The sequence below is a fragment of the Novosphingobium humi genome (genome assembly GCF_028607105.1).
Classification (GTDB): Bacteria; Pseudomonadota; Alphaproteobacteria; order Sphingomonadales; family Sphingomonadaceae; genus Novosphingobium; species Novosphingobium humi.
Genome location: NZ_CP117417.1, coordinates 284,167 through 310,891, shown reverse-complemented (window position 1 = coordinate 310,891; position 26,725 = coordinate 284,167). Strand labels below are relative to the sequence as shown.

30 protein-coding genes are annotated in these 26,725 nt (G+C 64.4%); 20 read left to right on the top strand and 10 right to left on the bottom strand.

The features are described from left to right. Positions 1 to 17: 17 nt before the first annotated feature. Positions 18 to 668 (bottom strand): YqaA family protein, encoded by a 651-nt coding sequence (locus PQ457_RS01445; protein ID WP_273618036.1) that lies wholly within the window; start codon positions 666 to 668, stop codon positions 18 to 20. Between the two features lie 183 nt (positions 669 to 851). Between PQ457_RS01445 and PQ457_RS01440 the strand changes: the two genes are divergently transcribed. From PQ457_RS01440 to PQ457_RS01350, 19 genes are all read left to right on the top strand, one after another. Further along, the gene (locus PQ457_RS01440) at positions 852 to 1,331 is read left to right on the top strand and encodes a hypothetical protein (protein ID WP_168602975.1); all 480 of its coding nucleotides are present in this window, start codon (positions 852 to 854) and stop codon (positions 1,329 to 1,331) included. Next, complete coding sequence (locus PQ457_RS01435) at positions 1,321 to 2,646, top strand: DNA-packaging protein (RefSeq protein WP_273618035.1); 1,326 nt, start codon at positions 1,321 to 1,323, stop codon at positions 2,644 to 2,646. The genes PQ457_RS01440 and PQ457_RS01435 overlap by 11 nt, the downstream gene beginning before the upstream one ends. A gap of 37 nt (positions 2,647 to 2,683) precedes the next feature. After that, positions 2,684 to 3,856, top strand: coding sequence for a phage portal protein (locus PQ457_RS01430; RefSeq protein ID WP_273618034.1), 1,173 nt, complete (start codon positions 2,684 to 2,686; stop codon positions 3,854 to 3,856). Beyond that, positions 3,853 to 4,161: a DUF6127 family protein gene (locus tag PQ457_RS01425; RefSeq protein ID WP_273618033.1), complete on the top strand. Its 309-nt coding sequence runs from the start codon at positions 3,853 to 3,855 to the stop codon at positions 4,159 to 4,161. The genes PQ457_RS01430 and PQ457_RS01425 overlap by 4 nt, the downstream gene beginning before the upstream one ends. Beyond that, positions 4,158 to 4,595, top strand: coding sequence for an HK97 family phage prohead protease (locus PQ457_RS01420; RefSeq protein WP_273618032.1), 438 nt, complete (start codon positions 4,158 to 4,160; stop codon positions 4,593 to 4,595). The genes PQ457_RS01425 and PQ457_RS01420 overlap by 4 nt, the downstream gene beginning before the upstream one ends. Before the next feature lie 86 nt (positions 4,596 to 4,681). Beyond that, positions 4,682 to 5,806 carry a phage major capsid protein gene (locus PQ457_RS01415; RefSeq protein ID WP_273618031.1) on the top strand — a complete coding sequence of 375 codons (1,125 nt, stop codon included), beginning with the start codon at positions 4,682 to 4,684 and terminating at the stop codon, positions 5,804 to 5,806. Positions 5,807 to 5,893: 87 nt separating this feature from the next. Next, complete coding sequence (locus PQ457_RS01410) at positions 5,894 to 6,523, top strand: head-tail connector protein (protein ID WP_273618030.1); 630 nt, start codon at positions 5,894 to 5,896, stop codon at positions 6,521 to 6,523. Next, a complete protein-coding gene (locus PQ457_RS01405; RefSeq protein WP_273618029.1) occupies positions 6,520 to 6,696 on the top strand; it encodes a hypothetical protein in 177 nt (58 codons plus the stop codon). The genes PQ457_RS01410 and PQ457_RS01405 overlap by 4 nt, the downstream gene beginning before the upstream one ends. A gap of 5 nt (positions 6,697 to 6,701) precedes the next feature. Continuing rightward, on the top strand, positions 6,702 to 7,091 hold the full coding sequence (locus tag PQ457_RS01400; protein WP_273618028.1) for a DUF3168 domain-containing protein: 390 nt from the start codon (positions 6,702 to 6,704) through the stop codon (positions 7,089 to 7,091). Between the two features lie 26 nt (positions 7,092 to 7,117). After that, positions 7,118 to 7,525, top strand: a complete 408-nt coding sequence (locus PQ457_RS01395) for a phage major tail protein, TP901-1 family (protein WP_273618027.1) — start codon at positions 7,118 to 7,120, stop codon at positions 7,523 to 7,525. Beyond that, positions 7,522 to 7,833, top strand: coding sequence for a gene transfer agent family protein (locus PQ457_RS01390; protein ID WP_273618026.1), 312 nt, complete (start codon positions 7,522 to 7,524; stop codon positions 7,831 to 7,833). The genes PQ457_RS01395 and PQ457_RS01390 overlap by 4 nt, the downstream gene beginning before the upstream one ends. Beyond that, entirely contained in the window at positions 7,833 to 8,114 is a 282-nt protein-coding gene (locus PQ457_RS22210) for a phage tail assembly chaperone (RefSeq protein ID WP_420540956.1), read from the top strand. Before PQ457_RS01390 ends, PQ457_RS22210 begins: the two co-directional genes overlap by 1 nt. Further along, a complete protein-coding gene (locus PQ457_RS01380) occupies positions 8,107 to 8,703 on the top strand; it encodes a tail tape measure protein (RefSeq protein ID WP_273618025.1) in 597 nt (198 codons plus the stop codon). The genes PQ457_RS22210 and PQ457_RS01380 overlap by 8 nt, the downstream gene beginning before the upstream one ends. Before the next feature lie 18 nt (positions 8,704 to 8,721). Continuing rightward, positions 8,722 to 11,076 (top strand): DUF2460 domain-containing protein, encoded by a 2,355-nt coding sequence (locus PQ457_RS01375; protein ID WP_273618024.1) that lies wholly within the window; start codon positions 8,722 to 8,724, stop codon positions 11,074 to 11,076. Continuing rightward, positions 11,073 to 11,891: a DUF2163 domain-containing protein gene (locus tag PQ457_RS01370; RefSeq protein WP_273618023.1), complete on the top strand. Its 819-nt coding sequence runs from the start codon at positions 11,073 to 11,075 to the stop codon at positions 11,889 to 11,891. The genes PQ457_RS01375 and PQ457_RS01370 overlap by 4 nt, the downstream gene beginning before the upstream one ends. Beyond that, positions 11,888 to 12,316, top strand: coding sequence for an NlpC/P60 family protein (locus PQ457_RS01365; protein WP_273618022.1), 429 nt, complete (start codon positions 11,888 to 11,890; stop codon positions 12,314 to 12,316). Before PQ457_RS01370 ends, PQ457_RS01365 begins: the two co-directional genes overlap by 4 nt. Before the next feature lie 11 nt (positions 12,317 to 12,327). Next, positions 12,328 to 14,514, top strand: a complete 2,187-nt coding sequence (locus PQ457_RS01360; protein WP_273618021.1) for a GTA baseplate fiber-binding domain-containing protein — start codon at positions 12,328 to 12,330, stop codon at positions 14,512 to 14,514. 40 nt (positions 14,515 to 14,554) lie between these two features. Next, a complete protein-coding gene (locus tag PQ457_RS01355; protein WP_273618020.1) occupies positions 14,555 to 15,007 on the top strand; it encodes a DUF2793 domain-containing protein in 453 nt (150 codons plus the stop codon). Between the two features lie 162 nt (positions 15,008 to 15,169). Continuing rightward, positions 15,170 to 16,279, top strand: a complete 1,110-nt coding sequence (locus PQ457_RS01350; RefSeq protein WP_273618019.1) for an OmpA family protein — start codon at positions 15,170 to 15,172, stop codon at positions 16,277 to 16,279. Positions 16,280 to 16,445: 166 nt separating this feature from the next. Here the strand turns inward: PQ457_RS01350 and queC are convergent, their stop codons facing one another. From queC to PQ457_RS01325, 5 genes are all read right to left on the bottom strand, one after another. After that, entirely contained in the window at positions 16,446 to 17,144 is a 699-nt protein-coding gene (queC, locus tag PQ457_RS01345) for a 7-cyano-7-deazaguanine synthase QueC (protein WP_273618018.1), read from the bottom strand. 43 nt (positions 17,145 to 17,187) lie between these two features. Continuing rightward, entirely contained in the window at positions 17,188 to 18,057 is an 870-nt protein-coding gene (hslO, locus tag PQ457_RS01340; protein WP_273618017.1) for an Hsp33 family molecular chaperone HslO, read from the bottom strand. 8 nt (positions 18,058 to 18,065) lie between these two features. Beyond that, positions 18,066 to 18,992 (bottom strand): ornithine carbamoyltransferase, encoded by a 927-nt coding sequence (argF, locus tag PQ457_RS01335; RefSeq protein WP_273618016.1) that lies wholly within the window; start codon positions 18,990 to 18,992, stop codon positions 18,066 to 18,068. Further along, positions 18,992 to 20,182 carry an aspartate aminotransferase family protein gene (locus tag PQ457_RS01330; RefSeq protein ID WP_273618015.1) on the bottom strand — a complete coding sequence of 397 codons (1,191 nt, stop codon included), beginning with the start codon at positions 20,180 to 20,182 and terminating at the stop codon, positions 18,992 to 18,994. Before PQ457_RS01330 ends, argF begins: the two co-directional genes overlap by 1 nt. Positions 20,183 to 20,434: 252 nt before the next feature. After that, entirely contained in the window at positions 20,435 to 21,196 is a 762-nt protein-coding gene (locus tag PQ457_RS01325; protein ID WP_273619212.1) for a cold-shock protein, read from the bottom strand. 316 nt (positions 21,197 to 21,512) lie between these two features. Between PQ457_RS01325 and PQ457_RS01320 the strand changes: the two genes are divergently transcribed. Continuing rightward, the gene (locus PQ457_RS01320) at positions 21,513 to 21,941 is read left to right on the top strand and encodes a protein tyrosine phosphatase family protein (RefSeq protein WP_273618014.1); all 429 of its coding nucleotides are present in this window, start codon (positions 21,513 to 21,515) and stop codon (positions 21,939 to 21,941) included. Between the two features lie 198 nt (positions 21,942 to 22,139). Here PQ457_RS01320 and PQ457_RS01315 read toward each other — a convergent pair whose 3' ends face one another. The 4 genes from PQ457_RS01315 to PQ457_RS01300 all read right to left on the bottom strand — a co-directional run bounded on the left by PQ457_RS01315 (position 22,140) and on the right by PQ457_RS01300 (position 26,692). Further along, positions 22,140 to 23,552 carry an ammonium transporter gene (locus PQ457_RS01315; RefSeq protein ID WP_273618013.1) on the bottom strand — a complete coding sequence of 471 codons (1,413 nt, stop codon included), beginning with the start codon at positions 23,550 to 23,552 and terminating at the stop codon, positions 22,140 to 22,142. Positions 23,553 to 23,581: 29 nt separating this feature from the next. Further along, entirely contained in the window at positions 23,582 to 23,920 is a 339-nt protein-coding gene (locus PQ457_RS01310; protein ID WP_168603000.1) for a P-II family nitrogen regulator, read from the bottom strand. Positions 23,921 to 24,203: 283 nt separating this feature from the next. Further along, positions 24,204 to 25,748, bottom strand: coding sequence for a peptide chain release factor 3 (locus tag PQ457_RS01305; protein WP_273618012.1), 1,545 nt, complete (start codon positions 25,746 to 25,748; stop codon positions 24,204 to 24,206). 59 nt (positions 25,749 to 25,807) lie between these two features. Further along, positions 25,808 to 26,692: an aldose 1-epimerase family protein gene (locus PQ457_RS01300; protein ID WP_273618011.1), complete on the bottom strand. Its 885-nt coding sequence runs from the start codon at positions 26,690 to 26,692 to the stop codon at positions 25,808 to 25,810. Positions 26,693 to 26,725 lie beyond the last annotated feature (33 nt).

Sequence of the window (26,725 nt, the reverse complement as noted above, 5' to 3'; positions counted from 1 at the left end):
CCGCCTGAGGCAAACCCTCACTTCACCGAAGCCAACGACTCCATCGTCACCCCGGTGCATTCATCGGCCACGCCCGCCTTGTGCCCGCCAAGCATCGCGGCAGCGACAAACCCGGCCACCACCAGCACGACGAATCCGGCGACCGCCATACCCAGATACTTGTCGATCCAGGCCTTGATCGGCGCGCCGAACAGACGGAACAGCACGCCCACGATCATGAAGCTGATCGAGCGCGAGATCACGCTGGCCAGCAGGAACTTGGCGATGGGCATGCCGATGAAGCCCGCCGTTATGGTGATCAGCTTGAAGGGGATGGGCGTCGCGCCCTTGGCGATGATGGCGATAAAGCCCGCTTCGCCGCGCAATTTGCAGGCGGCATAGGGGAAGCTGGCCGTCAGGTGCAGCGCATCGAGCAGCTTTTCGCCCACCAGCGCAAAGGCGAAATGGCCGATGGCATAACCCAGCAAGCCGCCCGCCACAGAAGCCAATGTGGTTATAATCGCATAACGGATCGCGCGTTCCGGGCGCGCCAGACACATCAGCCCCAGCACCGGATGCGGAGGAATGGGGAAAAAGCTGGCCTCGACGAAGGCGAAGAGGGCGAGCCAATATTCGGCAAATGGCCCGGCGGCCTTGCCCATCGTCCAGTTATACAGGCGGCGAAGCATCTGAATTCCCCTTCTATCCGGGGCGATGCTTAACCAGCACAGCGCCTCTGGGCAAGCGCGGATCAATAACCTATTTGGCACTTTTCCATTGACATCGTCACGCTCAATAGGTACATATAGGGAACATCGCGAAAGACCGAGTCGCTCCCGGCCGCGAAAACCTTCAAGCAATGGATCAAAACTATGGCGGACAATCCCAAGTCCCGCCGTCAGGGTGAACTGACGGCGCCTCCACGGTGCGCCCATGCCGGATGGAGCGCAATCTTTCTGGCCGAACTGGCCGCAACATCGAATGTGACGGCATCGGCGGCCAAGGCGGGGGTTTCCACCCGCCTGGTCTATGACACGCGCCGCCACGATGCCGAATTTGCACGCGCCTGGCGCTCGGCCCTTTGCGAAGGGTATGATGCGCTGGAAATGGCGCTGCTTTACCGCCTGCGGGTGGGCGAGTTGAAACCGGCAACGGGCGCCAAACGCGCCACGCGCAGCTTCGACAATGCCACCGCGCTGCGCCTGCTGGCCGCCCACCGCGAAACGGTGGCCCGCGAACGCGCCATCCGCGAGGAGGAGGACGCCGATGCGATCCTCGCCTCGATCAATGCGAAGCTGGAAAAGATGCGCGAACGCTGGCTGGCGGCAAAGGATGCCACCCATGAGGAATAAGCCGCCGCTGCTGGAATGCCTTCTGGCCCAGCCGACAGCGCAAAGGCTGGCGGCGCTGGCCGTGCTGACCGGGGCCGAGCGTGCCGAATTGCGCCACCATTGGGAGCTTTGGGCGCGCCCCGAACAATTGCCCCCGCGCGGCGACTGGCGAATCTGGCTGGTGATGGCCGGGCGCGGGTTTGGCAAGACGCGGCTGGGCGCCGAATGGGTCCGCCGCGTGGCCGCCGACCATCCCGATGCGCGGATTGCTTTGGTGGGTGCGTCTCTGGGCGATGCCCGCGCGGTGATGGTCGAGGGCGAGAGCGGCATTCTGGCCTGCTCTCCTCCCCGCCGCCGCCCGCGCTTTGAACCCTCGCTGCGGCGGCTGGTCTGGCCCAACGGGGCGCAGGCGACGATTTACTCGGCGGGCGAACCCGAAAGCCTGCGCGGGCCGCAGCACAGCCATGCCTGGTGCGATGAAATCGCCAAATGGGATAATGCGGCGCAGCGAGCCGAGCAAAGCTGGAACAACCTTGTGCTGGGTATGCGCCTTGGCGAAAACCCTCAGGCGCTGGCCACCACCACGCCGCGCGCGGTGCCCCTGCTGATGCAATTGCTGGATCAGGAGGATGCGATCATCACACGGGGGCGGACGCAGGACAACCTCTCGAACCTGCCCGCGCGTTTCCTCAAGGATATGCGCCGCAGCTTTGGTCGCTCGGCGCTGGCGCGTCAGGAACTGGACGGCGAATTGCTGACCGACATCGAGGGGGCGCTCTGGACCCGCGCGATGATCGAAACCGCCCGCGAGGACACAGCCGGGGCGCAGCCGGTGCGCACGGTGATCGGGGTTGACCCTCCGGCCTCGGCGGCGGGCGATGCCTGCGGGATCATCGTCGCGCAGTTGGGCGATGATGGGGTGGCGCGGATCCTTGCCGACGCCACCGTGCAGCGCGCGAGCCCGGAAAAATGGGCCAGAGCCGTGGCCGAAGCCGCCGCCACATGGCGCGCCGACCGCGTTGTGGCCGAGGCCAATCAGGGCGGGGCGATGGTGGAAAGCGTGCTGCGCGCGGCCTGCATCGCCCTGCCCATCCGGCTCGTCCACGCCAGCGTGGGCAAGGCGGCGCGGGCCGAGCCGGTCGCCGCGCTCTATGAAACGGGGCGCGTGCGCCATGTCGGCGCCTTCCCCGCGCTGGAGGACCAGCTCTGCGGTCTGGTGGCGGGCGGGGCCTATCAAGGGCCGGGCCGGTCGCCCGACCGCGCCGATGCCGCCGTCTGGGCGCTGACCGAGCTGATGCTTTCCACCCGCGCCCCGCCGCGCGTGCTCGACCTGTAATTCCTTCGCCCAACCACTTGTTTTGAAAGGCGATCCCATGACCTTCCTTGAAACCATCGCTTCCGCCTTCAAGGGCAGGGGAGCCCGCGTGCCGCTGGCGCAATCCTATGTCTCGCCATGGGTCTTCGGCGACAGCCACAATGGACGACAGCCCTTTGATTATCATCAGGCGGTGCGCCGCGCCTATCTGGAAAATCCGGTGGCGCATCGCGCGGTGCGGCTGGTGGCCGACGGCATCGCCGGTGCGCCGCTGGCGCCGACCGATCCGTCGCTGGCCATGCTGGTGCTGGAAACCTCGGCCGGGCAATCGCTGCTCGAAACGCTGGCCAGCCAGTTGCTGCTTCATGGCAATGCCTATGTGCAGATCCTGAAGGATGGGCTGGGCTATCCGGTCGAGCTCTTTGCCCTGCGCCCGGAGCGCGTGACGCTGGTGTTCGGCAATGATGGCTGGCCCACGGGGATCACCTATCGCGTGGGCGACCGCTCGATGACGATCCCGATGTGCGACAGCGATGCCTCGCCCAATATCATCCATATCAAGGGCTATCATCCGGGCGATGACCATTATGGCGCGGGCTGCCTTGGCGCGGCGGATCAGGCGGTGGCCACGCATAATGCGGCGGCCAATTGGAACCGGAGCTTGCTGGAAAATGCCGCGCGGCCTTCGGGGGCCCTGGTCTATGATGCGGGCAATGGCGCAGGCCTTTCGGGCGAACAGTTCGACCGGCTGCGCGAGGAATTGAACCGGGTCTTTTCCGGCTCTCCCAATGCCGGGCGGCCGATGCTGCTCGAAGGGGGGCTGAAATGGCAGTCGATGTCGATGTCGCCCGCCGACATGGATTTTGCCGCGCTGAAATCGGCCGCCGCGCGCGATATTGCGCTGGCCTTTGGGGTGCCGCCGATGCTGCTGGGCCTGCCGGGGGACAGCACCTACAACAACTACAAGGAGGCCAACAAGGCGCTCTGGCGTCTGACGCTGCTGCCGCTGGCCGACAAGCTGCTTTCGGCCATTGCCGAGGGGCTGGAGACATGGTTCCCCGAAGCGCGTCTGGCCATCGACCTTGATCGCATTCCCGCGCTGGCCGAGGACCGGCAGGCGCTGTGGAGCCAGATCAATGCCGCCAATTTCCTGACCGATGCGGAAAAGCGCGAGATGCTGGGCCTGCCGGCGCTTGGCCTTGGGCCGCAAACCGCCCAGGTGCAGCCATGAAGCGCGAGGATATGCTGGCGCGGCTGATGGCGCAGGAAAATGCCGATGGGGGCGATCTGATCACCCTGCGCGCGATTGTCGAGGAGGCCAGCGAATTGGGCGCGGCGCGGATGCTGGCGCGCATGGGGCTCAATGATGATGGCGCCTCCGATGACCTGTCGGAACTGCGCGAACTGCTGCGCGCATGGCGCGATGCCAAGCGCAGCATGTGGAAGGCGGTGATCGACTGGGCGGTGCGCGCGGGGCTGGCGGCGGTGCTGGTGGGCATGGCGATGCGGTCGGGAGCAGGAGAATTGCTGAAATGACGGCAGAACCTGAAGATAGCCTGCGCTTTGCCGGCTATGCGGCCCTGTTCGACAAGCGCGATGCGGGGCGCGACACGATCCGCCCCGGCGCCTTTGCCCGCACACTGGCCGAGCGGGATGCGCGTCGTCAGGGCCCCCTGCCCCTGTTCTGGCAGCACAACCCGGACCAGCGTATCGGCTGGATCGAAAATGCCGCCGAGGATGAGCGCGGATTGCGCGTGATCGCCCGGATCGACAATCCGGCGGGCGGCGCGGCCGCCGCGCTCAAAACCGGCAAGGTCACGGGTCTGAGCTTCGGCTATCGCGCCCGCGCCTTTGACCGTGATGCGCAAGGGCGCGAATTGCGCGACATCGACCTCTACGAAGTCAGCCTGGTTACCCACCCGATGCAGCATGATGCGCGGGTCCACATGGTCTCCGGCCCGGCCGCCTGAGCGCGGCCCCCGATCTTCCTTCCTTTTCCCGTTTTTCGTCGAGCCGCCTTTGGGGGCGGCCCTCTTGTGTGAAAGGTAAATGCCCCATGGAACATGAAAACCTGAGCAATGGCCTCGACGCCTCGTTCGACATCGTGGCCCGTCAGGAAGCCGCCGATGCCGCGCTTTCGGCCCTGCGCGGCGAGATCGAGGAAGTGAAATCGCGCCTTCGCCCCTCGGCCCGCCCGCCGCTGGCCGCCGCCGATGGCGGGAATCATGAGCTGAAGGGCTTTGTAGACGGCTATCTGCGCGCCGGGCGCGATACCGAGCTGAAGTCGCTCAACACCGCTGTGATGGGCGATGGCGGCTTCGTCGTGCCCACCGTGCTGGACCAGCAGATTGCCGAGCGACTGCTGCGCCTCAGCCCGATCCGCTCGATCGCTCAGGTGGTCCAGACCACCACCTCGGACTATCGCAAGCTGATCGCCACGGGCGCGCCCCAGTCGGGCTGGGCCAGCCAGACCGCCGCGCGGGGCGAAACCGCCTCGCCCAATTTCGCCGAGATCATTCCCCCCTCGGGCGAACTCTATGCCAACCCCTCGGCCACGCAATTCATGCTGGATGATGCCGGCTTCGATGTCGAAGGCTGGCTGGCGGGCCAGATCGCCAATGAATTCGCCCGCGCCGAAGGGGCCGCCTTTGTGTCGGGCAGCGGCACCAACCAGCCGCTGGGCTTTCTGACCGGCACGCCCAGCAGCGCCGATGACACCACGCGCAGCTTCGGTACGCTCCAGTATCTGGGCTCGGGCGATGCGGCGGGTTTGGGCACGACGCCCGATGATCGGCTGATCGACATGGTGATGGCGCTGAAACCGGGCCATCGTCAGGGCGCGGCATGGGTGATGAATGCGGCCACCATCGCCCAGATCCGCAAGGTCAAGGATTCGACCGGCGCCTATATCTGGCAATCCTCGATGATGGATGGCCAGCCCAACCGTCTGCTAGGCTATCCGGTGGTCGAGGCGGCCGATATGCCCGATGTGGCCGCAGGCGCCTATCCGATTGCGTTTGGCAATTTCCAGAACGGCTATCTGATCACCGAACGCTTCGGCACCCGCCTGCTGCGCGATCCCTACAGCAACAAGCCCTATGTCAACTTCTACGCCACCAAGCGCGTGGGCGGTCAGGTGCTGGATAGCGACGCGATCAAGCTGCTCAAGATCACCGCCTAAAGGCTCTCCCCGCCTGGCCCTTCGCGCTGCGACGCCGTTTCGGCGCGAAGGGCACCTTTTCCGTTCATGCAAGTAAGGGAGACCGCCATGACGCGGGTTATCGTCACGCCACCGGTTCTGGCACCTGCGGCGCTGGCCGAGCTGAAGGACTGGCTCGGCATCACCATCTCGGCGGACGATGCGGGTCTGACCGGCCTGCTCGGCACCGCGCTGGAGGTCTGCGCCGATTATATCGGGATGGTGCCGCTGACCGCCACCTATGAAGAGACGGTCTGTGTGCCGACCGGGCGTTTTGCCCTTCCCTGTCCGGCCGATTGGCAAAGCTGCCGTTATCCGGGCGAATGGGCGGGGCGCATCGGCCATGACAGCTGGCACCGGCTTGATCTGCGCCCGGTCAGCGCGCTGGTCTCGGTCGAGGCGCTGGACAGCACCGGCGCGCGCAGCACGCTTTCGAGCGACAATTATACAGCGAGGATCGACAGCGACGGGCAAGGCGCGATCCGCATTCCCGGCGCCGGCGGGCTGGGGCGGGCGGTGGTGCGCTATTGCGCCGGAATGGCCGATGAATGGTCCGCGCTTCCCGAATCCTTGCGCCATGGGATCATGCGCCTGGCCGCGCATCAATATCGCCAGCGCGAAAGCGCCGGGGCCGACGCCCTGCCGCCTGCCTCGGTCACCGCGCTGTGGCGGCCATGGCGCCGGATGCGGCTGGCATGATCACGGCCTCGTTTCAGCCCGATCTGGGCCAGTTGACCAGCGTCCTGACCCGGCAGGCCGAAGCCATCGCGCAGAACATTGGTCAGCAGGCCCGGAACAGCCGCGATTCCACCGCCATCTGGCGCAATGCGCGCCTGCTCTGGCCCGCCTTTACCGCCCAACAAGGAGGCTAGGCCCCATGGAAGTTCCCTTGCGCGCCAGTTTGATCGACTGGCTGGCCGGCGATGCCGTGCTTGGCTCCATGCTCAATGCCGTCACCGAAGAAGCGCCCAGCCGCACCGCCTTGCCATGGCTGGCCATTGCCACCAGCGCCAGCGTGGACTGGAGCACCAAGACCGAGGCGGGCGGTGAAACGCGCATCGCGCTCGAACTCCACCTGCGCGGCGACCGGCCCGAGGATGGCGCGGCGGTGACGGCTGCGGTTCAGGCCCGCATCGCCGCGATGCCGCACGATCAGGGCGCCTTTCGCATCGTCACGCTGAATTTCCTGCGCAGTCGCGCCGAGGCCCGCGCCAACAACACCCGCGCGATGCTGCTGGAATACCGTTTCCGTACCATCGCTGCCTGACCCCCTTGCCTTTTACGGAGGACATCATGACCGCTCAATCGGGAGCCGCCTTTCTGCTGAAAATCACCGATGGCGCTGCAACGCCCACGTTCAACACCGTGGCCGGTCTGCGCACCACCCAGATGTCGATTGCCGGACAGGCCGTGACCATCACCACCAAGGACAGCGCGGGCTGGCGCAATCTGCTCTCGGGCGCGGGCACGCGCACTATTTCGGTCAGCGCCGCCGGGGTCTTCATGGGATCGGCCGCCGAGGCCCGCATCCGCGACAATGCGCTGGGCGGGGTGATCGACACCTATCAGCTCAGCTTTGAGGACGGCAGCCGGATGCAGGGCCAGTTCCTGGTCCAGAAGCTGGAATATGCGGGCGATTACAACAATGAACGCTCCTATACGATCCAGCTCGAAAGCTCGGGCCCGGTGGTGTCGGTATGAACGCTCCCAATCCCTGGCGCGGCGAATCCGGCCTGCTCGTGGCGGGCGAGGCGCGCGTGCTGCGCCCCAGCTTTGCCGCGCTGGTGGCCGCCGAAGAAGAGTTGGGGCCGCTGTTTGCGCTGGTTGAACGGGCGGCGTCCGGACAATTGCGTCTGGCCGAACTGATCGGCCTGTTCTGGCATTGTCTTGTCCGGCGTGAGGGCATCACTCGCGAGCAATTGGGCGAAGCGGTGGTGGCGCAGGGTCTGGCAGGCGTGTCGCCGCAATTGCGCGGCCTGCTCGGCCAGATCCTGCAAGGCGAAGGGTGATGAGCCAGAGCGCCAGTTTCGGCAATGCCGCGCCGGGCGGCGGTTTCGGCAATGCCGCTCCGGGCGGCAGTTTCGGCAATGCCGCTCCGGGCGGCACTTTCGGAAGCGGCGCAAGGCGGCTGTCCGGGCTGGCGGCAAGGCTGCTGGGGTGGCGGCCCCATGAGTTCTGGGCCGCAACCCCCGCCGAACTGGCCGCCATTCTGGCCCCCGATACCGCCCCCGGCGCCGCGCCGCTCACCCGCGAGGAAATGAACCGCTTGATGGAGCGCGACCATGGTTAATACTTCCATTTCCGGCGGCTCGGATACGGTCCAGAGCCTGCTGATCGACGTGCGCGCCAGCACGCAGGGCTTTGCCCAGGACATTTCCGCCATGCGCAGCGGTTTCGACACCACGCTGCTGCCCGGCTTTACGCAGGCGGGCTCGACGCTCGACACCGCCCTGACACAGGCATTGAAGCGCGGCACCACCGGATTTGGCGACCTGCGCACCACGGCGCTCAAAGCGCTGGCCGATATTGCCGCCAGCGCGTCGAGCAGCTTTTTGTCCGGCGCGCTGGGGCTGGAGACCAGTGCGGGCACGACCTCGGGGATTTCCTCGCTGATCGGGTCGGTTCTGGGTCTGCCCGGACGGGCGACCGGCGGCCCCGTCTCGCCGGGTCAGGCCTATCTGGTGGGCGAACGCGGGCCGGAACTGTTCGTGCCGACATCGGCCGGTTCGGTCGCCTCGAATGGCGCGCTCAACCCCGGATCACGCAATGTGAACGTGTCGATCCAGCTTAATGGCGGCACCGGCGATGCGCCCGCCGCCATGCAGCGGTCCAGCCGTCAGGTGGCCAGCGCGGTGCGCCGCGCGCTTACCCAATCCTGAAAGAAATAGGAGCATCCCATGGCTTTCTGGCTTGCCTCCACCCGCGAGGGACAGGAAACCGACTGGATCCAGCGCTTTGATCCGCGCTTCTGGACGGTAAATTTTCCGCGCCCGATGATGGCCGCGATCACCACCCCCGCGCCCGATGCCTTGCGGCTCGACGCCTGTTTTCTGACGCAGGGCGATCTGGCCGGGCTGATCTGGGAGAGCGAGGATACGCTTGACCATCCGCTGCTGGCCTATGCCACGGGCCGCGATTATTCGGGTACGACTCTGTCGTTCCGCTGGCGCTCAAACGGGCTGGTCGCATTGGATCAGGCCAATGGCCCCACGCTGACCATCGAGGGGCGCGACGCGGCGGGCGCCGCGCACACGTGGTATGTCCGCCTGTGGAACTTTGCCATCGGATCGGGCGAGGATGCGCAGATCACGCTGAACTTCTCGGAGATTTACGGCGGCTGGACGCGCGATTCCGGGATGGACCCGCTCTATCCAGGCGACATCGACCGCATGTTCATTTCGCTGGTGCCCAACGGCTATGTTGCCGGTTCCGCAACGCCTTTGAGCGTCGGCGCCGATGCATGGGTGGAAATGACCGATATCCGCTGCACCGGGCAAAAGGCGATGCTGCCGATCGGCAATGTCTTTGTGCCGCCCCACGGGCTGGCCATGGCCACGGCCTATGATGACAGTTTCAACCAGACGCCCGCCCGCCTGCTGCGCTCGGTCCGCCAACTCGGCTATCGGGGCAGCATCCTGCACTATGTCGGGATGAGCCATTTCTTCCAGCTCACCGCATCGGGCGGAGCGTTTCTGGTGGGCTTGTCGGGCGATCCCTTGTGCCTGCCTGCGCGGGCCTGGCATGGTGAATTCTTCGCCGCATGTCAGGCGTGGGGTTATTCGCCTATCGCCTCGCTCTCCTATGAGGTGCTGGCCGAGCATTGCCCATCGGCATGGCAACAGCGCGCGGCCAATGGCGATCCGGCGCTGACCGGCTGGTCGCCGCCCTCGACGCTGATGTCTCCGGCCAATGCGGAGGCCATGACATGGCAAAAGTCGGTGGCCGCCGCCTTTGCGCAACTGCTGGTCGATACCGGTTGCGCGGTGCGCTTTCAGGTGGGCGAACCGTGGTGGTGGGTTATGGGCGATGGCCGGATCTGCCTCTATGACGATGCGGCCAAGGCAGCCTTTGGCGGCAGCCCGGTGGCGATCCCCGACCTGCGCGTCGGCCTGAGCGCGGCGCAAACCGCCCTGCTGGATCAGGCGGGAGCGATGCTGGCGGCCTCGACCATCGCTCTGGCCGGCGCGGCGCGGGCCGTGGCGCAGGCCGCAGGCGTGGCCTGCGAGACCCTGCTGCTGACCTTCGTGCCCACGGTGCTTGATCCCGCCACCCCAGAGGCGCGGCGGGCCAATATGCCGGTCGGCTGGGCCAGCCCCGCTTTCGACCGGCTTCAGGTCGAGGATTACGACTGGCTGACCGCAGGCGCCGATGCGCGGCGCTATGCCGCCTATCAACTGGTCAATGACCGGCTGGGATACCCGCCAGAACAGCAGGATTATCTGGCCGGTTTCGTTCTCCTGCCCAGCCAGTCCGCCCAGTGGCGCCTGATCGATCAGGGCATCGGCGAGGCACGTGAACGGGCGGCGCATGAGATTTTCGTCTGGGCGCTGCCGCAGGTCTGCCGCGACGGCTTTGTCGCCCTGCCCGTTTCTGAGGACAGCAACGATATGAACGCTTTCGACGATGTGGCCTATCCGCTGCCGCTGGGGCTGGACACCAAGATCAGCCCTGCCTTTTCCACCAGCGTGACCACCACGGCATCCGGCTTTGAACGCCGCAACAGCCTGTGGAGCGATGCCAGGCTGAGCTTTGATGTGGGGCCGGGCATTCGCTCGGAACAGGATCTGGGCATTTTGCTGGGCTTTTTCCGGGCGCGGCGCGGTCCGGCACGCAGCTTTCGATTGGGCGACCCCAGCGATTTCAGTTCGAACGGCATGACCGGCACGCCCTCGGCCGTCGATCAAATGCTGGGCATCGGCGATGGTCTCATCACCAGCTTTCCCCTCGTCAAACGCTATGGAACGGGGGCGCTGGGCGAGAATGAGGCCCAGTTGCGGCGCATCACCCGCCCCCGCAGCGGTTCGGTGCTGGTCAGCGTCAACGGCGCGGCGCAGGCCACCGGCTGGGTGCTGGGTGCGGGCGGAGTGGTTCAATTCACAACCCCGCCTGCCGCCGGGGCCATTGTGCGGGCCGGGTTCCTGTTCGATGTGCCGGTGCGTTTTGAACAGGATCGCCTCGACATTTCCGGCCTGACCTTTCTGGCCGGGGAAGCGCCCTCGGTTCCCGTGATCGAAGTGCGGGAGGCGGTATGAGCCGGGTATGGTTCGCGCAGGAACTGGAAACCGTGGCCACCTATTGGCGCATCATGCGCGGCGACGGCGTGGCGTTGGGCTTTACCACCCATGACCGCGATCTGTGGTTCGACGGGCTCAACCACATGGCCGCGCCCGGCATGATGCCCGCCGCGATCCGGCGCACATCGGGGCTGGATGATGATTCGGCCGAAATCACCGGCGCGATCAGCCATGACGCCATCAGCGCCTTTGACCTGCAATCAGGCCGGTTTGAAGGCGCGCGCGTGGTGGTGGGGGTGGTCGATTGGGAAACGATGGAGCATCAGCCGCTCTATCGCGGCGCAATCGGCACGGTCAGTCAGGAAATGCAGGGCTTTGTCGCCGAACTGGAATCGGGCAAGGCTGAACTGGCCCGTGATCCGATCCCGCGCACCAGCCCGACATGCCGCGCGCAATTCTGCGACCGGGACTGCGCTCTGTCGGCGGCGCGATACAGCCATGAGGCCACGCTGTTGGCCCATGATCTGGACAGCAATCTGATCCATCTGAGCATCTCGCTCGATCTGGGCCTGCTGCTGGGGGGCAGGTTGCGCTGGATCGAGGGGCCTTATGCGGGGCTGTCGATGACCATCACGGGCCGTTCGGGCAGTTTCCTGATGCTGGATCGCCCGCTCGACCGGGCGCTGGACAGTGGGCTGCGGGTGGTGGTGCGCGAGGGTTGCGATCACACGCTGGCCACATGCGGCGGCCGCTTCGGCAATGCTGTCAATTTTCGCGGGGAACCGTTCCTGCCGGGCAATGATCTGGTGGTGCGTTATGGTGTGGCGGGATGACGTCCGGGTCGGATCTGGCGCGTGCCGCCGAAGATCTGGTCGGCACGCGCTTTCGCCTGCATGGCCGTCATCGCGAACATGGGCTGGACTGTCTGGGCGTGCTGGCGGCGGCGTTGCGGGCGGTCGGGCGGCCCGGCGATTTGCCCACCGATTATGCATGGCGCAACGCCAATCCGCAGCGTGCCATGGATCTGGCCGGACGGTGGGGCTTTGTCGCGGTCGAGGGCGCGATCCTGCCCGGTGATGTGATCCTGCTGCGCATGGGGGCTGCCGCGCTGCATTTCGTTATTGCGGTTGCGGGCGGCGCCTTTGTCCATGCCCATGCCGGCCAGCGTCAGGTGCTGCGCTCGCCCGCCATGCCCGATGGCGTGATGGTCGAACACTGGCGGCTCACCCCGGACCTTCAAGCACGCCCGAACCTTTAAGGAAGCAGACCATGGCTACTATTTTGTTCACGGCGATCGGCACCGCCTTTGGTGGGCCACTGGGCGGCGCGTTGGGCGCGCTGGTGGGCAGCCAGATTGACGGGTCCGTCTTTGGCACGTCCAGCAAACGGCAGGGCGCTCGTCTGCAGGACCTGAGCGTCACCACATCGACCTATGGCGCCGCATTACCGCGCCATTATGGCCGGATGCGGGTGGGCGGCACGATCATCTGGGCCACGGATCTGAGCGAGCACAGTTCGACCAGCGGCGGCGGCAAAGGACAGCCCTCGACCACCACCTACAGCTATACATCCTCCTTTGCGGTCGCGCTGGCCAGTCGCCCGATCATCGGGGTCGGCCGGATCTGGGCCGACGGCAAATTGCTGCGCGGGTCCTCGGGCGATCTCAAGGTGGGGGGCACTTTGCGCATCCACACAGGGACAGCGGATCAGGCTGCCGATCCGCTGATGGCTTCCTTGCTGGGCGGCGATCTGTGTCCGGCCTTTCGGGGCACGGCCTATGTGGTGTTTGAGGATCTGCAACTGGGTGAATTCGGCAACCGCCTGCCCAGCCTCAATTTCGAGGTCTTTTGCGATGATGGGACGCTCAACCTGGCCGCTCTGGTGCATGATACGATCGAAGAGGCGCAGGCCGACGTGCCAGTCGACGGCATCCTGGGCTTTTCCTGCTCGGACCCGCTGGCCGACACGCTGGCGGCGTGGTTGCCGATTGTTCCGATTGTCTGCGATGCCGATGGAGACGGCCTGACGATCACGCAGCAGGATGTCTCGGTGGCCCGGATGCTGGGCGAACCGGTGGCGGCCACCGGGACCGGAGATTTCGGCGGCAAGGGAGGCTATAGCTGGAAACGCAGACCGCCCGCCAAATCGCCGCCAAGATCGCTGCGCTATTACGATGTCGATCTGGACTATCAGCCCGGATCGCAGCGCGCGCCCGGCGGCGCCCTGTCAGGGCAGCCCAAGACGCTCGATCTGCCGGTCAGCACGACCAGCGAGGAGGCCTTTCGCCTGATCTGCGGCGCGGCGCAAAGCGATGACTGGGCCCAGGAAACGATCCAGTGGCGCTGTGCCGAACTCGATCCGGCGGTGGGCCCGGGCTGCTGTGTCACGCTGCCCTCGATTCAGGGCCTGTGGCAGGTCAAGGATTGGGAATGGCGCGAAACGGGAATCGAACTGAGCCTTGCGCGCATTCCCCCGGCGCAAGCGCTGATCAGGGCCGCGACTGCCTCCGGGCAGGCCAATCTGGCCTCTGATCTGGCGCTTGGCCAGACCCTGATCACCGCCTTTGAACTGCCATCGGACGGAAGCAGTGCGGGGGATGCCGGGCTGATCTATGCCGCGCTTTCCTCCTCGGGCAGCGCGTGGAAGGGCGCGGTGCTTTATGCCGATGACGGCACGGGGGCGCTGACCAAGATCGGCACCAGCGGGCGGCAATCGGCCACGATGGGCAAGGCACTCACCATTCTGGCAACTGGGCCTGCGCATGTGCTGGATCGGTATAATGCGGTTGAAATCGAACTGGCCAATACGAATCTGGCGCTGACGGATGCGACACCGCGCCAATTGTCGGCGGGGAGCAATCGAGCGCTGTTGGGCTCCGAAATCGTGCAATTCGGCCGCGCGCTGCCGCTGGGCGGTTCAAGGTGGCGGCTGGAGCAATTGCTGCGCGGGCGTGCCGGGACCGAGTCGGCCATGGACAGCCATACGATCAACGAGCCCTTTGTCCTGCTCGACGACACCGTGATCGAATTGGACAAAAGCAAGCTGGGCAGTTCGAACACCATCCTGATCGCGGCCATGGGGCTGGGCGACAGCGACCCGGTTGAAAGCGCGATTGCCTGCCGCGGGATCGCCAACCGCCCGCTCTCGCCGGTTCAGGGCGAGGCAGCGCTGCAACCGGATGGTACGCTGAACCTGAGTTGGACGCGAAGGGCGCGCGGCGCTTGGACCTGGTCCGATTATGTCGATGTTCCCCTGAAAGAGGAAAGGGAGGCCTATCAGGTCGGCTACGGCCCAACCTCGGCCCCCTATGCCTTTTGGGAGGTCACGTCCGCCAGTCTGGCCCTTGGGGCGGCAACGCAGGCCGATCTGGTCGCGGCGCATGGCCATGGCGCGCTTTGGGTCAAACAGGTCGGCACGTATCAGGCCTCCGATGCGCTGCATCTGTACGACCTGTGACCCCTGCCCTGCGACAGCAACAAACAACAGGAGAATTTAGATGAGCGATCCTCTCGTTTTCGACAATGCCAGCCCGCATTTCGGCCTGCCCTTTCTTTATTCCGGGCAGGCGCAAAAGGAGTTCTACGTCAACGAGGCGTTTGCCATCACCGATGCGCTACTGCATTGCGCGATCGAAGGCACGGCCACCACCCCGCCTGCATCCCCGCCCGATGGCCAGAACTGGAGCATCGGCACCGGCGCCACCGGGGATTGGGCATCCCATGTCGGCCAGATTGCCTGTCGACAGAGCGGAAACTGGATCTACATCACACCCCAGGACGGGATGAAGGTGTTTGACCGATCATCGGGCGTATCATGGCTCTACTCCTCCGGCTGGAAAATCCCCTCTGCGGTCGGCGAACCCACAGGCGGCTCCACGGTGGATTCGCAAGCCCGGGCCGCCATCGGCCAGTTAATCTCCGCGTTGAGGCTGGCGAGCATTTTGCCTTAAGGTGCCATACAGAGGCCAAAATGCCGCAATCCAAGAATTGAAATTGCCTCACCTGTGGCAAATTTGCAACGATCCTAAGTATTTCTCGGCTTGCACGCCTGTAAGCGAGGGGTTAGACCTGCGCGCAACTGGTAGCCTCTCACTCGCACAAGGGGAAAACAAATGCGCAAGATTGCCTTGGGCTTGGCGCTGGCATCTACTGCCCTCGCTACGCCGGCACTGGCCAAAGACAAGACCTGGTACGTCGAAGGCGACGCCGGTGCTGTCATCGTCGAATCCAACCCGCTCGGCAACGTCACGAGCGGCGCCGCTCTTGGCAACATCAAGTCGAAGCTCGGCTACGACTTCGGTGGCATCGTCGGTTACGACTTCGGCCCCTTCCGTCTGGAAACCGAAGCCAGCTATCGTCGTGTCAAGACGAAGTCGTTTGAAGCGGCCAACGGCACGATCTACACCGCCGACAACAGCCAAGTCGCCGGCAACACCAGCGCCCTTAGCTTCATGGCCAACGGCCTGCTCGACTTCGGTCCCGACAACGGCCTTCAGGGCTTTGTCGGCGGCGGTGTCGGCGTGGCTCGCGTGAAGAGCTACAACGCGACTTCGGTTGCGGGCTACAACGTTGACGATTCGGCCACCGGCTTTGCCTGGCAGGCTATTGCCGGCGTGCGTGCGCCGATCAGCAAGAACTGGGATCTGGGCCTGAAGTATCGCTACTTCAACGCTCCGGGTGCAGACCGTTTTGTGGGCGTGACTGGCAACACCTTGTCGGAAAAGTTCCACTCGCACTCGCTGCTGGCGACGCTGACCTACAACTTCGGTGGCGCTGAGCCGGTTGCTCCGCCGCCCCCGCCGCCTCCGCCGCCCCCGCCGCCTCCGCCGCCTCCGCCGCCTCCGCCGCCTCCGCCGCCTCCGGCTCCGGTGTGCAACAAGGGTCCCTACATCGTGTTCTTCGATTGGGATAAGGCCGACATCACCCCTGAAGCCGCGTCGATCCTCGACAGCGCCATTCAGGCCTATGGCAATTGCGCCTCGGTTCCGGTCGTTCTGGCTGGTTACACCGACCGCTCAGGCACGCCCAAGTATAACCTGGGTCTGTCGGCTCGCCGTAATGCTTCGGTCCGCGCCTACTTCACCTCGCATGGCATCGCTGACTCGGCGATCTCGAGCCAGGCCTTTGGTGAAGCCAACCCGCGCGTTCCGACCGCCGATGGCGTTCGCGAACTCCAGAACCGTCGTGTGGAAATCACCTACGGTCCGGGTTCTGGCAACTAAGTCCAGCCTTTCAGGCAAAAATGGGAGGGGCGGCGCAAGCTGCCCCTTCTTTTTTGGCGGCACCTTCGTGCTTGGTCGGGGCCTTATTGGCCACAGACACAATCAAGGCCGGAACTCCGACAGGAGCCCGGCCTTGATTGTGTCTGGGGCAGGTAATGTGAAAAGTTTACTTCACCGCATAGCGCAACTTGTCCTCAAGCCCTGCTTCTGCAAAACCGCCCAGACGCAGGCGGCAGCTGTCACAAAGGCCGCATGCAGAACCATCAGGCTGCGGATCATAGCAGGACCAACTGAGCCCCACATCGAGTCCCAGCCGCGCCGCCTCGCGAACGATATCGCCCTTGCCAAGGAATTGGAGCGGCGCATGAATCACAAACTCGCCGCCCTCATCCCCTGCCTTGGTCGCCAGACGCGCGACTTCGGTAAAGCCCGCGATGAATTCCGGGCGGCAATCGGGATAACCGGAATAATCGAGCGCGTTGACCCCGATGAAAATATCCCGCGCGCCAACAGCTTCGGCCCAGGCCAGCGTCAGCGACAGAAACACCAGATTGCGGGCCGGAACATAGGTGACGGGAATCCCCGGCTCCAACCCGTCCTTGGGCACATCAATATCGTCGGTCAGCGCCGACCCGCCGAACTGGCGCAAATCCAGCGGCAATACCACATGCCGCACCGCGCCCAATTCCTTGGCCAACACCTTGGCCGCATCGATCTCGCATGCATGGCGCTGGTTATAATCGATGGTCAGCGCATAGATCTCATAACCCGCCTCGCGGGCCAGCCCTGCCGACACCATAGAATCCAGCCCGCCCGAGAGCAGGACAACCGCCTTGCGGCCTGCGGGAACATCAGTCTGGGTCATATTTCCATCTCTATTGCGACACGGCCCGACAGCCCATGCCACCTTACATCGAAATCGGGAAAAGCCTTGAGCAAAAGGCGCAATCAATGATGATCTCGCCATTTTCATCCCGCATTTCGGCCAATTCGCCCTCGCCAAAACGCGAGAGGATCGAGCGATAATGCTCCTCGCTGCAGCGGCAGCCACGCTTGAGCGGCGCATCTTCCGACACGCGCACTTCGCTCTCCTCGTGGAACAGGCGCCAGACCAGCTGGTCGAGAGCCAAATCCTTATCCACCAGTTCAGCGTCGCGAGTCGATCCGGCCAGAACGGCCACATGCTCCCAATGCGGATGGTCAAGCTGCACGTGCAGACGCGTGCGCCCTTCCTCCCCATCAGGCAGATGCTGCACCAGCAGCCCGCCCGCGACGCAATGCCCGTCCACATCCGATGTCGCCACACGGATCAGCGTGGGCACCTGCTCGGACTGGATGAAATAGGCCTGACACGCCTGCGCCAGAGAATCGCCCTCCAACGGCACGACCCCCTGATAGCGCTGCCCGGTCACGGCCAGATCAAAGGTGATCGCCAGATAGCCCTTGCCGAACAGATCGTGCAGGGTCGGGTTCGGCCCCAGCGCCGCCAGACGCTCTTCGTCATGGCGCGCATAGCCACGCACCTCGCCATTACGATAGTCGCAGACCAGCAGGTCGACCACGCCATCCTGGGTCTGCGCCTGCATGGTCAACTGGCTGTCCTGATCCTTGAGCAGGGAGCCCATCAAAGCCCCCAGCACCAGCGCTTCGGCCAGCAGTTTGCGGATCGGCGGCGGATAATCATGCGCCGATTGCACAAGGTCGAGCACGGGGCCGAGGCGAACCGCCCGCCCCCGTGCATCGCGCGATGGAATGGTGAAATGCAGAACGCAATCCATGCCCGCGCTCACACCTGCCCAAAAGCCCAGCGCAGCACCGATTTCTGGGCATGAATGCGGTTTTCCGCCTCATCCCAGACGACGCTTTGCGCGCTGTCGATCACGCTGTCGGTGGCCTCTTCGCCGCGATGGGCGGGCAGGCAATGGAGGAAGAGCGCCCCCGGCGCCGCCTGCGCCATCAGCGCATCATTGACCTGATAGGGCTCCATCGCCTTGATCACGGCATCGCCGCCCGGCTGCCCCATCGACACCCATGTGTCGGTGACCACCACCTGCGCCCCGCGCGCCGCTTCGGCCGCATCCTGCGTGAAGGTAATCCTGGCCCCGCGCGCCCGCGCCTGCTCAACAAAGCCCGCGTCCGGCTCAAAGCCCTTGGGCCCGCCCACGCGGATGTCGAATTTGAGCAGCCCCGCCGCCTCGATCAGCGAATGCAGCACATTGTTGCCATCGCCCAGCCACGCCATCTCCATGCCCGGCAGCGCCACGCCGCGTTCCAGCAGCGTGAGCAGATCGGCCATGATCTGACACGGATGCGAGGCATCGGTCAGGCCGTTGATCACCGGGACCGTGGCATAATAGGCCAATTCCTCGATCTTGGCATGGTCATTGGTGCGGATCATGATCGCATCGACCATGCGGCTGAGCACGCGGGCGGTGTCAGCGATCGTTTCGCCCCGGCCCAGTTGCATGCCGCCCGCATCCATCACGATCGCGCTGCCGCCCAACTGGCGCATCGCCATGTCAAAAGACACGCGCGTGCGAGTCGAGTTCTTTTCAAAGATCATCGCCAACACATGGCCGTCCAAAGGCGCATCGGCATCGACGCGCCCCTTGGTCCAACTGCTGCGCGCCCGCTTGCGGTCGAGCGCGTCATTCAACATCGCGACGACCGCATCCCCCCCGGCATCCGAGAGGTTCAGGAAGTGCCGCGCCATCACGCCACCTCTTCAGGCTGATAGCTGGCGGCCGCAGCCGAGAGCTTTTCGATGAATTCGTCGATATGGCTTTCGTCGATCACCAGCGGCGGCAGGATGCGCATGGTCTTGTCGCCCGCCGAAACGCAGAGCAACTGGTGATTGTCGCGCAGATGGGCGACGAAAGGCCGCGGCTCGACCTTCATCTTCAGGCCCAGCATCAGGCCGCGCCCGCGCACCAGTTCGAACAGATCGGGATAATTGCCGATGAACTGTTCCAGACGGCTCATCAGCTTGGCGCCCATATCGCGCACATGGGCCATGAATTCCTCATTGGCCACCGCGTCCAGCACCGCATTGGCCGCCGACATGGCCAGCGGGTTGCCGCCATAGGTGCTGCCATGCGTGCCCGCGACCATGCCGCGCGCGGCCTTTTCGCTGGCAAGGCAAGCGCCCACGGGGAAACCGCCGCCGATACCCTTGGCACTGGCCAGAATGTCGGGTACCACGCCGAACTGCTCATAGGCATAGAATGTGCCGGTACGCGCCACGCCGCACTGCACCTCGTCAAAGATCAGCATCAGGTCATGCTCGTCGCACAGTGCGCGCAAGGCTTGCAGGAATTCCTCCGTCGGAACCTTGATGCCGCCCTCGCCCTGAATCGGCTCGATCATGATGCCGCCGGTGTTGGGGCCGATGGCGGCCTTCACCGCGTCCAGATCGCCGAAATCGACATATTTGAAACCCGGCAGGATGGGCAGGAAGCCCTTATGCATCTTTTCCTGATTCGAGGCCGAGATCGTCCCCATGGTGCGCCCGTGGAACGCCTCCTTGAAGGTGATCAGTTCATACTTGTCGAGATTGCCGACATGCTGGTGATAGGCACGCGCGGTCTTGATCGCACATTCCACCGCCTCGGCGCCCGAATTGGTGAAGAACACCGTGTCGGCAAAGGTCAGTTCGACCAGCCGCTTGGCCACGCTTTCCTGATGCGGGCTGCCATAAAGGTTCGACACATGCATCAGCGTCGCGGCCTGTTGCTGGATCGCGGAAATCAGCCCTTGATGGCTGTGGCCCAGCAGATTGACGGCGATCCCGGCGGCAAAGTCGAGATATCGGCGGCCATCCTCGCCAATCAGATGGCAATGCTCACCGCGCACCGGCCGAAAGGCGGTCCGGGGGTAAACAGGCATCAACGGCGAAATGGTCATCGATAGTTCCTTTGCATTCCAGAATGGCCCCAGGATCGCGGGGTCGCTCTTCAATCCAGACAATGTTCGGTAGAATATTTCGGCGGAAGCTGAAAACGCGAAATGGCGGCGACCCGAAGCGAATCCTTCGGACCTGCCGCCATTTGCGCGCGTTTATGCTGTCGCCGCCCCCGGGTCAAACCTGTCCTTAAAGGAAATCAGGTTTTAACCCATTGGGGGCCGTGCGTCCTCTTGAAGGCAAGAGGTTCGGGATCAACCCTGACGCGGCGAGAGGTTGACCGCCGAGTACTTGCCTCGTCGATCGACTTCGATGTCGAATTCCAGACGGTCGCCTTCGTTGATTTCACGAAGACCCGAACGTTCGACCGCGCTGATGTGCACGAAGGCATCGGGCTGGCCGTCATCACGCGTGATGAAGCCGAAGCCCTTCATCGCGTTGAAGAACTTAACCGTGCCGGTGGCCTTTTCACCGGTCAGCTGGCGCTGGGGAGCAGCGGGTTCGCGCTTGGCGACCGCGATCACATCACCCACAACCGACAGATCGCTGGCCGACACCTTGCCGCCACGATCCACCAGCGTGAATTCCAGACCCTGACCTTCGGCCAGACCTTCAAGACCGGCACGTTCGACCGCGCTGATGTGCACGAACACATCTTCGCCGCCGTCTTCACGCTGGATGAAGCCGAAACCCTTTTGAGCGTTGAAGAACTTCACCACGCCCTTGCCCTGGCCAACAACCTGGGCAGGCATGCCGCCGCCGCCGCCGCGCGGGCCGCCGAAGCCGCCACCACCGCCGCCGCCGAAGCCGCCGCCACGCGGGCCGCCGCCGAAGCCGCCACGATCACCGCCGCCGAAGCCGCCGCGATCACGGCCGCCGCCAAAGCGGTCACCGCCGCCGAAACGGTCGCCACCACCAAAGCGGTCACCACCGCCCATGAAGGGATCGAAACCTTCTTCGCCGAACCCGTCGCGCTTGTCTCGGCCCCTGCCGCGACGCCCTCTATCAAAACCCATAAAACCGAAAGCACCTTCGCTTCGCCCTGATCCAAATCGCGTGGCGCGAGGACGAATCACACCAAACGACAGGGCAAGCAGCCACGCGAAATGCGCGGCCCTCTCCTCTGCACTCTCCGGCATATCCTAAATTCCAGTTCATAGCGAATAGATTCGTGCGCATCCCCAAGAATATCCGAAAATAATGCGCCAGGGCCACAACTGCGCCACCTTGCGCAAATCGCCGCTTGTCTGATTCCCCGCCCCTTGGCAGAGCGAATCCAGCCCTTTGGCGCGGCCCATCCGCCTTCGCGCCTGCCAGGATCAGGAGACGATCATGTTCCGTCAGATTTCCCAGCGTGTCTGGGCCAGCCCGCAGATCAGCCTTGCCGATGTCGATGCCGCCGCCGCGCAGGGCATCACCCTCATCATCAACAACCGCCCCGAAGGCGAAAGCGACGACCAGACGCCGGGCGAGGCCATCGCGCAGGCCGCCGCCGCCGCGGGTATGGGCTATGTCGCCATCCCCGTCACCCACGCCGGTTTCAGCCAGGCGCAGGTGACCGCCATGGCCGAGGCGCTCAAGGGCGAAGGCAAAATCCTGGCCTATTGCCGCTCGGGTACGCGTTCGACGCTGCTCTGGTCGCTGGCGCAGGCCAGCCTCGGCGCCGATCTCGACGAGGTCACCGCGCAGGCCGCCTCGGCCGGTTACGATGTCAGCCCGGTCCGCCCTCTGATGGACATGCTGGCCGCGCAGGCCCGCTAAACCCGCAGGATCGCATACGAAAAGGCCGGAGCCCACCGCTCCGGCCTTTTCATGCCCGCCGCCCCCACGCATAAAAAAGGGGCCGGAGCGGCTGGCTCCGGCCCTTTATAAGTTTGTCGTTCGCAGGAGGAACATCGGTAGGCGGGACCGGGGAGGAGGAGAGGGAGGAGATCCCCAGCCCCGCCAAACTTGTGAAACTCAGTAGTTGTAGGCGCGCTCGCCATGCTCGGTGATGTCGAGGCCTTCGCGCTCGGCTTCTTCCGAGGGACGCAGACCGATGGTCTTGTCCAGAGCGAAGAACAGGATCGCCGAACCGCCGCCCGAGAGAACCAGCGTCAGGACCACAGCCTTGATCTGGGTGATGACCTGGGCAACCATGTCATAGGTGCCGGCCTTCGAGGGGAACACGGTGTAGTCGACCCAGCCCTGACCGCCCAGCGAGGGGTCGGCGACGATGCCGGTGCCGATGGCGCCGACGATACCGCCGATGCAGTGCACGCCGAACACGTCGAGCGTGTCGTCATACTTAAGCTTGTTCTTCACGGTCGAGACGAAGAAGAAGCAGATGGGCGACACGATCAGACCCAGCACGATCGAGGTCATCGGAGCGGCAAAGCCCGAGGCCGGCGTAATGGCCACCAGACCAGCCACAGCGCCCGAAGCAGCGCCCAGCATCGAGGGCTTGCCATGCTTGACCTGTTCCACCAGCGACCAGCTGACAGCGGCAGCGGCGGTGGCGACGAAGGTGTTGATGAAGGCCAGCGAGGCCAGACCATTGGCTTCCAGGTTCGAACCGGCGTTGAAGCCGAACCAACCAACCCACAGCAGCGAGGCGCCGATCATGGTCATGGTCAGCGAGTGCGGCGGGGTGGCTTCCTTGCCAAAGCCCACGCGCTTGCCGATCACGAGGCAGCCGACGAGACCGGCAATACCGGCGTTGATGTGCACCACGGTGCCGCCCGCAAAGTCCAGAGCGCCAAGGCCATAGAGATAGCCCGCGTCAGACGTGTTGGCCGACAGGAAGTCGGGACCGGCGAAATACCACACCATGTGGGCCATCGGGAAATAGATGAAGGTCAGCCACAGCACCGTGAAGATGATCAGCGGCGTGAACTTCACGCGTTCCGCAAAGGCACCCACGATCAGCGCCGGCGTGATGCAGGCGAAGGTCATCTGGAAGATGACATAGGTGTATTCAGGCAGATAGACGTTGTTCGAGAAGGTGGCCGCATAGGTGCTGGCCGAAACGCCCATCAGGAACGCCTTGGAGAAGCCGCCGACAAAGGGCGAGCCGCCGGTAAAGGCCATCGAATAGCCCCAGCACACCCACACAAGGGCCGCCACCGAAACGATCATGAACACCTGCATCAGCACGCTGAGCATATTCTTGGTGCGCACCAGGCCGCCGTAGAACAGCGCCAGCGCAGGGATGCTCATCAGCAGCACCAGCACCGAGGACATCAGCATCCAGGTGTTGTCGCCCTTGTTGACCATGGTGGCCATCTGTTCGGCAGTCGGCGCCTTGATCGGCGCTGCCTGCGCAAAAGCGGTGGTGGCGGCAAAGAGCGATGCGCCCAAAGCCCCAGCGCCGCAAATCATCTTGCGGATCATAGTGGGTTCACTCCTAAGGCTAGCGCCGCTCACAGAGCGGTATCCCCGGTTTCACCGGTGCGGATGCGGACGGCCGAGGCCAGATCGAGCACGAAGATCTTGCCATCGCCGATGGCTTCGGTGCTGGCGGCCTGTTGGATGGTTTCGACCACGCGCGGCGCCAGTTCGTCGCTGGCGGCGATCTCGATCTTCACCTTGGGCAGCATGTTGGTCGAATATTCGGCGCCGCGATAGATCTCGGTTTGCCCTTTTTGCCGACCAAAGCCCTTCACTTCGGACACCGTCAGACCGGCGACCCCAAGTGCGCCGAGGGCTTCACGCACCTCGTCGAGCTTGAACGGCTTGATGATGGCGATGATGAACTTCATGCCTATCCCCTATTAGCCAACCGGCCCAGCGCCGGTATGCCACATACCTAGCAAGGGGTGTGCCAATTTAGGGTTTTTTGAGATTTCGGGGATTCATTTGCGGCCCGGCGGCCGTCTGGCGGTTATTTGGGCCTTGCCTGCGCTCGATTCCTACGCATCTGCACAAAATTTAGGCAGCGTTTTGGAGGCAAGTGCCGTCCAACGCCCCGCACGCACAAAAAACAGGCGCGCCGGAATTTCTGTCCCGACGCGCCTGTTGAAACCGCAAAAGCGGGTAATGCCCTTACCGCTCCTTGGTGGCCGAGAAGGTCAGCTCAGGATTGCGCTCCTGCTGATACGAGACATCCCAGACCGAGCGCGCCATGAACACCGGATCGCCATCGCGGTCCTTGGCCAGATTGGCGCGGTTGAATTCGGCAAAGTCGGCCAAAGCCTTGGCATCACCCTTGACCCAGCGCGCCGTGTCGAAAGGCGCCGGCTCCAGCATCGCGCCCACCTTATATTCAGCCTCAAGGCGGCTGATCAGCACGTCGAGCTGAAGCTGGCCCACCACGCCGACAATCCACTGGCTGCCGATTTCGGGATAGAAGACCTGAATCACGCCTTCTTCCGAAAGATCGTCCAGCGCCTTGCGCAATTGCTTGGTCTTGGTCGGGTCCTTGAGCGCCACGCGGCGCAGGATTTCCGGCGCGAAATTGGGCAGGCCGGTGAAGCGCACCTTGTTCGTTTCCGAAAGCGTGTCGCCCACGCGCAAAGTGCCATGGTTGGGAATGCCGATGATGTCGCCGGGCTGGGCCTCGTCGGCAATCTCGCGGTCCTGGGCAAAGAACAGGATCGGCGAATGCACCGCAATCGGCTTGCCCAACGCGGATGGCGTCAGCTTCATCCCGCGCTTGAATGTGCCTGAAACCAGACGCATGAAAGCGATACGGTCGCGGTGCATTGGGTCCATATTGGCCTGCACCTTGAAAATGAAGCCCGTCACCTCATTGCCCGACGGGTCGATCACGCCCGCTTCGCTGGGCTGGGGGCGCGGCGGCGGGGCGATGCGGGCGATGGCCTCGATCAATTCGGCCACACCAAAGTTTTTCAGCGCCGAGCCGAAAAACACCGGCGTCAGATCGCCATGGCGATAGGCCTCCAGGTCAAATTCGGGATAGCCCGCCTGCCCCAGTTCGATCTCCTCGGCAAATTCTTCCGGCACCGGCTCGTGATCGACCTTGCCGAGAAATTCGCGGCTGTCGCCCTCAGGGCGGCTGATGCGTCCGCTTTTCAGGTCAAGAATGCCCTGAAACGTGCCGCCCATGCCCACGGGCCACGATTGCGGCGACACGTCCAGCGCCAGCGCATCGGCCACCTCGTCGAGGATCTCGAACACCTCGCGCCCCTCGCGGTCCACTTTGTTGACGAAGGTGATGATCGGCACATTGCGCATCCGGCACACTTCAAACAGCTTGCGCGTCTGCGGCTCGATGCCCTTGGCAGCGTCAATCACCATGATGGCCGAATCCACCGCCGTCAGCGTGCGATAGGTATCCTCGGAAAAATCCTCGTGGCCCGGCGTGTCGAGCAGGTTGAAGGTGATATGCCCCAGCCCTTCAAACTCGCGGGCAAAGGTCATGACCGAGGAGGTCACCGAAATCCCGCGCTGCTGCTCGATCTTCATCCAGTCCGAACGGGCACGCCTTGCCGCCCCGCGCGCCTTCACCTCGCCCGCCAAGTGAATCGCGCCGCCGTTCAGCAGCAGCTTTTCGGTCAGCGTGGTCTTGCCCGCGTCAGGGTGCGAGATGATGGCAAAGGTGCGGCGGGTGGCAAAGGCGTCAGTCATGCGCGCGCGCTTACATGGCGGCGGGCTTTTCGTCTATCCCGCGCTTGCGCGCTTGGCGCCTATCCCGCGCGCACCCTCACATCCATGCGAAAGCTGCGACTTTCACCCGACGGCAACAGGATAATCCCCGGCTTCTCGCTGATCTCGCCATCAAAGCCCTGCGGATCGGCATGGCCCGCCCATGGCTCGATACATATATAATGCGCGCCGGGCACCTGCCACAGGCCAAGGTCCGGGCTGTCGGGAAAGGCAATATCAAGCGCCGGGCCTTGCGCAGAGGCATAGCGCAGCGCGCGGCTGGCCAGCCCGGTCCACACCATCGCATCGGCCTCGAACAGGTTTTCATCCAACGCCAGTTCGCGGCCCACGACCGGCGTCGCCTCGCCGCCCGGCAGCAATTCGCCCGTGGCCTTGCTGACACGGCGGACCGGCCCCGGTTCGTCCTTTTCAAAGGTGATGCGGTGCGCGGTCTTTTCTCCCCCGTCCGGCAAAGGCCATGCGAAGGCCGGATGATAGCCGAAGCTGAAAGGCAGCACCGCCTCGCCGCGATTATGCACCGTGGCGGCCATATGGAGCGCGGCGCCCTGCAAACGAAACGCCATCTCCAGCCGGAAGGCGAAAGGATAGACCGCCCGCGTCGCCTCGCTGTCCTCCAGCGCGAACGTCACCGCATCCCCGCTCTGCGCCACAACCGCAAACCGGCTGCGCCGCGCAAAGCCATGGCGCGGCAGGGCATAGTCGCGCCCCTCATGCCGGAACGCATCGCCCGACAGCGAACCGATGATCGGAAAGAGCAAAGGCGCATGGCCGGTCCAATAGGCCGGATCGGCATCGGTCATATATTCCCGCCCCGCCCCATCGCGCAGCGATTGCAGTTCGGCCCCCAGCGGATGGATCAGCGCGCTCCATTCGCCGCTTGCGATACGTACCAGTTCCTCGCTCACACCATTTCCCATCCGGCCAACAAAAAGGGCGCT

Excerpts from the sequence above, each read along its gene's own strand:
- PQ457_RS01315 (WP_273618013.1), bottom strand. The coding sequence starts at position 23,552 with ATGATCCGCAAGATGATTTGCGGCGCTGGGGCTTTGGGCGCATCGCTC.
- PQ457_RS01330 (WP_273618015.1), bottom strand. The coding sequence starts at position 20,182 with ATGACCATTTCGCCGTTGATGCCTGTTTACCCCCGGACCGCCTTTCGG.
- PQ457_RS01355 (WP_273618020.1), top strand. The coding sequence starts at position 14,555 with ATGAGCGATCCTCTCGTTTTCGACAATGCCAGCCCGCATTTCGGCCTG.
- PQ457_RS01435 (WP_273618035.1), top strand. The coding sequence starts at position 1,321 with ATGAGGAATAAGCCGCCGCTGCTGGAATGCCTTCTGGCCCAGCCGACA.
- PQ457_RS01380 (WP_273618025.1), top strand. The coding sequence starts at position 8,107 with ATGGTTAATACTTCCATTTCCGGCGGCTCGGATACGGTCCAGAGCCTG.
- PQ457_RS01360 (WP_273618021.1), top strand. The coding sequence starts at position 12,328 with ATGGCTACTATTTTGTTCACGGCGATCGGCACCGCCTTTGGTGGGCCA.
- PQ457_RS01395 (WP_273618027.1), top strand. The coding sequence starts at position 7,118 with ATGACCGCTCAATCGGGAGCCGCCTTTCTGCTGAAAATCACCGATGGC.
- PQ457_RS01400 (WP_273618028.1), top strand. The coding sequence starts at position 6,702 with ATGGAAGTTCCCTTGCGCGCCAGTTTGATCGACTGGCTGGCCGGCGAT.
- argF (WP_273618016.1), bottom strand. The coding sequence starts at position 18,992 with ATGGCGCGGCACTTCCTGAACCTCTCGGATGCCGGGGGGGATGCGGTC.
- PQ457_RS01410 (WP_273618030.1), top strand. The coding sequence starts at position 5,894 with ATGACGCGGGTTATCGTCACGCCACCGGTTCTGGCACCTGCGGCGCTG.
- PQ457_RS01430 (WP_273618034.1), top strand. The coding sequence starts at position 2,684 with ATGACCTTCCTTGAAACCATCGCTTCCGCCTTCAAGGGCAGGGGAGCC.
- PQ457_RS22210 (WP_420540956.1), top strand. The coding sequence starts at position 7,833 with ATGAGCCAGAGCGCCAGTTTCGGCAATGCCGCGCCGGGCGGCGGTTTC.
- PQ457_RS01350 (WP_273618019.1), top strand. The coding sequence starts at position 15,170 with ATGCGCAAGATTGCCTTGGGCTTGGCGCTGGCATCTACTGCCCTCGCT.
- PQ457_RS01320 (WP_273618014.1), top strand. The coding sequence starts at position 21,513 with ATGTTCCGTCAGATTTCCCAGCGTGTCTGGGCCAGCCCGCAGATCAGC.
- PQ457_RS01390 (WP_273618026.1), top strand. The coding sequence starts at position 7,522 with ATGAACGCTCCCAATCCCTGGCGCGGCGAATCCGGCCTGCTCGTGGCG.
- PQ457_RS01445 (WP_273618036.1), bottom strand. The coding sequence starts at position 668 with ATGCTTCGCCGCCTGTATAACTGGACGATGGGCAAGGCCGCCGGGCCA.
- PQ457_RS01370 (WP_273618023.1), top strand. The coding sequence starts at position 11,073 with ATGAGCCGGGTATGGTTCGCGCAGGAACTGGAAACCGTGGCCACCTAT.
- PQ457_RS01365 (WP_273618022.1), top strand. The coding sequence starts at position 11,888 with ATGACGTCCGGGTCGGATCTGGCGCGTGCCGCCGAAGATCTGGTCGGC.
- PQ457_RS01420 (WP_273618032.1), top strand. The coding sequence starts at position 4,158 with ATGACGGCAGAACCTGAAGATAGCCTGCGCTTTGCCGGCTATGCGGCC.
- PQ457_RS01415 (WP_273618031.1), top strand. The coding sequence starts at position 4,682 with ATGGAACATGAAAACCTGAGCAATGGCCTCGACGCCTCGTTCGACATC.
- queC (WP_273618018.1), bottom strand. The coding sequence starts at position 17,144 with ATGACCCAGACTGATGTTCCCGCAGGCCGCAAGGCGGTTGTCCTGCTC.
- hslO (WP_273618017.1), bottom strand. The coding sequence starts at position 18,057 with ATGGATTGCGTTCTGCATTTCACCATTCCATCGCGCGATGCACGGGGG.
- PQ457_RS01405 (WP_273618029.1), top strand. The coding sequence starts at position 6,520 with ATGATCACGGCCTCGTTTCAGCCCGATCTGGGCCAGTTGACCAGCGTC.
- PQ457_RS01325 (WP_273619212.1), bottom strand. The coding sequence starts at position 21,196 with ATGGGTTTTGATAGAGGGCGTCGCGGCAGGGGCCGAGACAAGCGCGAC.
- PQ457_RS01440 (WP_168602975.1), top strand. The coding sequence starts at position 852 with ATGGCGGACAATCCCAAGTCCCGCCGTCAGGGTGAACTGACGGCGCCT.
- PQ457_RS01305 (WP_273618012.1), bottom strand. The coding sequence starts at position 25,748 with ATGACTGACGCCTTTGCCACCCGCCGCACCTTTGCCATCATCTCGCAC.
- PQ457_RS01310 (WP_168603000.1), bottom strand. The coding sequence starts at position 23,920 with ATGAAGTTCATCATCGCCATCATCAAGCCGTTCAAGCTCGACGAGGTG.
- PQ457_RS01425 (WP_273618033.1), top strand. The coding sequence starts at position 3,853 with ATGAAGCGCGAGGATATGCTGGCGCGGCTGATGGCGCAGGAAAATGCC.
- PQ457_RS01375 (WP_273618024.1), top strand. The coding sequence starts at position 8,722 with ATGGCTTTCTGGCTTGCCTCCACCCGCGAGGGACAGGAAACCGACTGG.